This window comes from Streptomyces beijiangensis (genome assembly GCF_017315755.1).
Taxonomy (GTDB): domain Bacteria; phylum Actinomycetota; class Actinomycetes; order Streptomycetales; family Streptomycetaceae; genus Streptomyces; species Streptomyces beijiangensis.
Genome location: NZ_JAFLRJ010000247.1, coordinates 1 through 4,937, shown reverse-complemented (window position 1 = coordinate 4,937; position 4,937 = coordinate 1). Strand labels below are relative to the sequence as shown.

The window sequence follows — 4,937 nt, the reverse complement described above, 5'->3', positions numbered from 1 at the left end:
GACCCCCACCGCCACGGCGTCCCCGAGCCCCACGGCGACGGTGACCCCTCCGGCCGGCTGCACGGCGGCCGCCTGGAACTCGACGGTGGCGTACACGGGCGGTGCGCAGGTCTCGTACGGCGGTCACACCTGGAAGGCCCAGTGGTGGACCCAGGGCGAAATCCCCGGCACCACGGGCCAGTGGGGTGTCTGGACCGACCTCGGCGCCTGCTGACCTGACCACCTGATTCCCCCCACAGGGGCACGGTGATCCGGGGTCAGACCGGAAGCGGACTGACCCCGATCATCGTGTCGATCTTGTCCGGCGCGACCGCACGCGAGTACAGCCACCCCTGCCCGGTGTCGCAGCCGATCCGCCGCAGCCGCGCGGCCTGCTCCGGCGTCTCCACGCACTCGGCCGTGACGGTCAGCCCCAGCCGGTGCGCCAGCTGGACCAGCGTCTCGACGATCACCTCGTCGGCCGGGTTGGGGTGCGCGCCGCCCTCGTCGTACTGGAAGCCGCGCACGAAGGACCCGTCCAGCTTCAGTACGGAGACGGGCAGGCGGCTGAGGTAGGCCAGGTTCGAGTAACCCGTCCCGAAGTCGTCGATGGCGATCTGCACGCCCATGTCGCTGAGCGCCTGCAGGGCCTGCAAGGGGCGTCCCGCCGAGCCCATCACGGCGGACTCCGTCAGCTCCAACTGGAGCAGTTCCGGGGCGAGTCCGGTCTCCCTGAGGATGCCGGCCACATCGGCCACCAGATCCGAGTCCCACACCTGGCGCACCGCGACGTTGACGCTCACGAACAGCGGCGGGTCGTCCGGGTGGCCGAGCTGCCACTGTCTGGCCTGGCGGCAGGCGGTCCGCAGCACCCAGCGGCCCAACTGGACGATAGAGCCGTCCTCTTCGGCAATTCCGATGAACCGATTCGGCGCGAGCATGCCGAACTGCGGGTGCATCCAGCGCACCAGCGCCTCCACGCCCCGCACCGCTCCGTCCTCCATGCTGACCAACGGCTGGTACTCCAGGGCGAATTCGCCCCGCTCGACGGCGGGCCGCAGCGTGGAGGTGAGCGCCTGGCGGGTCATCCGGTGGGCGTTGCGCTCGGGGTCGAAGAGCGTCCAGCGGGCCTTGCCGTCCGCCTTCGCCCAGTAGAGCGTCGTGTCCGCGGCCTGCATCAGGCCGGTCGCGGTGGTTCCGGCGGTGACCCGCTCCACCACCCCGATCGACGCGGACACGGAGAGCCGCTGGCCGGCCAGGTCGAAGGGCTCCTGGAGGGTGACGAGCACCGAGCGGGCGAGGTCGGCGAGCTGTTCCGTACCCGTGGAGTCCTCGACGAGCAGCGCGAATTCGTCGCCGCCGAGCCGGGCGACCAGATGGCCGCCGCCCCGGACGTTCCCCGCCTGGTCGGCGCAGGCGGTGAGACGGGCGGCGACGGCGCTGAGCAGCCGGTCGCCGGTGCCGTGGCCGAGGGTGTCGTTGACCGCCTTGAAGCCGTCGAGGTCCAGATAGCAGAGACCGATCCTGCCGGTGCCGCTGTGCCCGTAGCCGGCGGGGTCGAGGGCGGCCGAGAGGCGCTCGAAGAACAGGGTGCGGTTGGGCAGCCGGGTCACCGGGTCGTGCATCTGCAGATGGCGCAGGCGCGCCTGGAGCTCGCGCCGGTCGCTGATGTCGGCGACCGAGACCAGCACGCTGGAGCTGTCGGGTACGGGGGCGACGCTGATCTCGGCCCAGAGCGAGTGCCCGTCGGGGTGCTTGAGGCGCCGGGTGCAGCGGAAGCGGGAGCGCCGGCCGCGCAGCACCTCGCGGTAGGCGTGCCAGGTGCGGGCGTCCGCGGCCAGGTCCACGAGGTCGGCGGCGGGCGTCCCGGCCAGTGCGGCGGCGTCGGTGCCGAGCAGCGCGGCGAGGGCGTCGTTGGCGGCGACGAGCAGGCCCTCGTGGTCGACGACGGCCATCGCGAGCTGGGCGGCGTGGAAGGCGGCGCGATAGTCGCGCTCCGTAACCGAAAGCCGGGGTGCACGGGGCGTACCGGTCGCCGGGCTCGGTACGTCGGAGGTTCCGCTCACCGCTCGCTCCCGCAGGGCAGTTGTTCTCGTACAGATGGAATCCAGCGAGGAAAGTGTGCCGATCATAGAGGCTGGCACACGGGCCGTTCCAGCTCCGCCACCGTACTCCCGCCGTGATGCGGAGCACCCTGTGCTCGCGGTCGATCGTTTCTGCACGGGTCTGGTCGAGGCTGCTCCCCCCTGTGTTCGTTTGTGACTTTCCGTGAAGGGCCGTGATGTTCGGCCAGTCACCCGACTGGGGCATCGGAACAGTGCGAAATGCCGCAAATCACCACAGTGTGGGTGGGGTGTTCCGCATCCGTTACCCGGAGGTCGACGTGGAGCGTCACCCGACACCCGGGGGAGTGGACCGTCGCCTGCGCAGTACGGCGGCCGTCCTCACTTCCCTGCTGGCGCTCGCTGCCACGACCCTGGCGGCGGGCCCCGCCGTGGCCTCGTCGGCCGCGGCAGGACCCTGCGCGCTGCCACGCACCGGCGCGCACCACTCGCTGGGCGTGGACAGCTGGAATCCGTCCTACGCGCGCCCTGACAAGACCCTCGACGCGGTCATGATCTTCCTGTCCTTCCCGGACTCGGAGCCCCTGTCCACCCCGGCGGAGCTCGCGGCCGACTACTTCCCCGCCACCAGCCGCTTCTTCGAGCGCGCCTCGTACGGGAAGTTCACGCTGCGCCCGCATCCGCTGAAGAAGTGGATCCGGATGCCGAAGTCCGCAGAGTCGTACGACATACAGCGCGACTGGGACGCCGCCCGGCGCACGGCCTATCTGCGGGACGCGGTGGCCGCAGCCGACCCTTCGGTCGACTTCGGCCAGTACGACGTCGTCTATCTGGTCGCCGACCCCGACGCCCCCGGCGTCGACTCCGACGCCACGAAGGTCGTCAACTTCGACTCCCCGATGCGCGCCGACGGCCACGACCTCAAGCGCCTGGTCACCGTCTTCGAACAGCACCCGCCGGACCGCAATGTGCTGGCCCACGAGACCGGTCACGTCTTCGACCTGCCGGACCTCTACCACCGCCCGACGGACGGCAAGGGCGACTGGGACACCTACGTCGGCGACTGGGACGTCATGGGCAGCCAGTTCGGTCTTGCCCCCGACTTCTTCGGCTGGCACAAGTGGAAGCTGGGCTGGCTGGACCCGCGCCAGGTGGCGTGCGTACAGCGGGGCGGCGGCGGACGGCTGACCCTGGAGTCCCTGGAGGAGCTGCCCGCACACGGCGGGGGCGCGGGAGGGACGCGGCTCGCGGTCGTACGTACCGGGGACGACAGCGCCATCGCCATCGAGGCCAGGTCGTCCACCGGCAACGACCGGTCGACCTGCACCGAGGGCGTGCTCCTGTACCGGGTGCGGGCCGGGACGGAATCGGGCGGCGGGCCCGTCGAGGTGATCGACACGCATCCGCGGACCGCGGCCTGCTGGGACCAGTCGGTCTATCCGCCGCTGGCCGATGCGCCGCTGCAGGTCGGGGAGACCTTCACGGTGCCGGACGACGGGACGAAGGTGCAGGTGACGGACCGGACGCTGTCGGGGGCCTGGACGGTCAGGATCACGCCAGGCGCGCTGTAGCCCGTGTCCGTGTTCATGAGCGTACGAAGAAGCCCCTCGCAGGTGAACCTGCGAGGGGCTTCTTCTGTCTGTGCGCCGTCAGGGACTCGAACCCCGGACCCGCTGATTAAGAGTCAGCTGCTCTAACCAACTGAGCTAACGGCGCCTGGTGACGTCGTAGACCTTAGCATCCTGATCGGCGTGAGGAAAAATCGATATCCGCACCGCAGGCGACGCGCTGGCACGGGCTGCGCGCACACACGCCCAGAGCATCACCTCGGGGCCGGGGAGCCAGGGGTGGCGGGTGTCGGGGGCGACCACCCAGCGCGCTCCCGAGGGGCCGTCCGTGCTGGTCGGCGAGGGTACGGTCACGGCGTCACCGGTGCCGTGACAGAGCAGCGGCGGCACCGCGGTCTCCCGTCCGTCGCGCCCCGTGGTCCCCCATTCCTCCCACTCCAGGAGCGAGGGCAGGCGCTGGGCCGTCCCAGGGGCGGTGAAGAGCAGCATCCGGCCCCGGTGGGTGGCGACAGGGCCGCAGCCGGGTCCTTCCGCCCATAAGGCGTCCAGCATCCGGCGCCCGAACATGGACGGCACATTGACCACGTCGAAGGCGGAGCCGCAGGGCAGCACGACCGGGGCGACAGGGCGCGACTCCCAGAGCGAGAGCGTGGAGCGCGGGTAGGTGGCGGCGGAGGCGAGCCAGGCGGCACCGGCCGGGGTCACTTCGCCGGCCTGGTGCCGGGCGCTGTCGTGGTTGCGGTCGCGGAGGAGGGAGAAGACGTCGCTCATGGAACTAGATCTACCGGCTGTGACGGTTCCGTTTCTGAGGGTTGGCGGAAACCGGGACAGGGCGGGACGGCGGGGAGTATCTTGCGAACCGGCATATGCCAATCAGCTATTAGTGGCCAGAGGTTCCGTTCCTCAGAAGGTCCCGGCCGAAGTCGATCATTTTCTTCGCGTAGTCCTCCGTCCACTGGGCGCGCTCCGCGATGTCGGCCGCGGTGAGGCGGTCGAAACGGCGGGGGTCGGCGAGCTGGGCCGCGGCGACGGCCTGGAACTCGGTGGCGCGGTCGCCGGCGGCGCGGAACGCCAGGGTGAGCTCGGTGGCGCGGCTGAGCAGGGCCGCGGGATCGTCGATCGACTCCAGGTCGAAGAAGTGCTCGGGGTCGGTGGCCGCCTCCGAGGGCTCGAAGATGAGGGGCGCGGGGCGCATGCGCCGCAGGTGCTCGCTCTGGTCGGGGCCGGGGTCCGGCATGCGCGGTTCCTCCTGGGTGGGACAGTTCTGGCCACCGTCCATTGTCCAGCCGAGCGCAAGACGGCCGCACGCGGCCTGCGGCCGCTTGTC

Annotated in this window: 5 protein-coding genes and 1 tRNA gene; 2 read left to right on the top strand and 4 right to left on the bottom strand. The window is 70.9% G+C overall.

Going from position 1 to position 4,937, the window contains the following annotated elements:
- The coding region (locus J0695_RS24610) for a carbohydrate-binding protein (RefSeq protein WP_242553132.1) at positions 1 to 214 on the top strand (214 nt) is incomplete at its 5' end.
- A gap of 43 nt (positions 215 to 257) precedes the next feature.
- Here the strand turns inward: J0695_RS24610 and J0695_RS24605 are convergent.
- Complete coding sequence (locus J0695_RS24605; RefSeq protein WP_372445823.1) at positions 258 to 2,045, bottom strand: putative bifunctional diguanylate cyclase/phosphodiesterase; 1,788 nt, start codon at positions 2,043 to 2,045, stop codon at positions 258 to 260.
- 317 nt (positions 2,046 to 2,362) lie between these two features.
- Between J0695_RS24605 and J0695_RS24600 the strand changes: the two genes are divergently transcribed.
- Entirely contained in the window at positions 2,363 to 3,613 is a 1,251-nt protein-coding gene (locus J0695_RS24600; RefSeq protein WP_372445824.1) for a M6 family metalloprotease domain-containing protein, read from the top strand.
- A gap of 71 nt (positions 3,614 to 3,684) precedes the next feature.
- On the opposite strand, the gene J0695_RS24595 is transcribed toward J0695_RS24600, so the two are convergent.
- The 3 genes from J0695_RS24595 to J0695_RS24585 form a co-directional block, all read right to left on the bottom strand.
- A tRNA-Lys gene (locus tag J0695_RS24595) sits at positions 3,685 to 3,758 on the bottom strand.
- Entirely contained in the window at positions 3,749 to 4,381 is a 633-nt protein-coding gene (locus tag J0695_RS24590) for a bifunctional DNA primase/polymerase (protein WP_206965181.1), read from the bottom strand. The genes J0695_RS24595 and J0695_RS24590 overlap by 10 nt, the downstream gene beginning before the upstream one ends.
- Positions 4,382 to 4,490: 109 nt before the next feature.
- Positions 4,491 to 4,847: a DUF8844 domain-containing protein gene (locus J0695_RS24585; RefSeq protein ID WP_206965189.1), complete on the bottom strand. Its 357-nt coding sequence runs from the start codon at positions 4,845 to 4,847 to the stop codon at positions 4,491 to 4,493.
- Positions 4,848 to 4,937 lie beyond the last annotated feature (90 nt).

Bases quoted from the DNA above. Each gene is read 5' to 3' on its own strand.
- J0695_RS24590 (WP_206965181.1), bottom strand. From the start codon at position 4,381: ATGAGCGACGTCTTCTCCCTCCTCCGCGACCGCAACCACGACAGCGCC.
- J0695_RS24585 (WP_206965189.1), bottom strand. From the start codon at position 4,847: ATGCCGGACCCCGGCCCCGACCAGAGCGAGCACCTGCGGCGCATGCGC.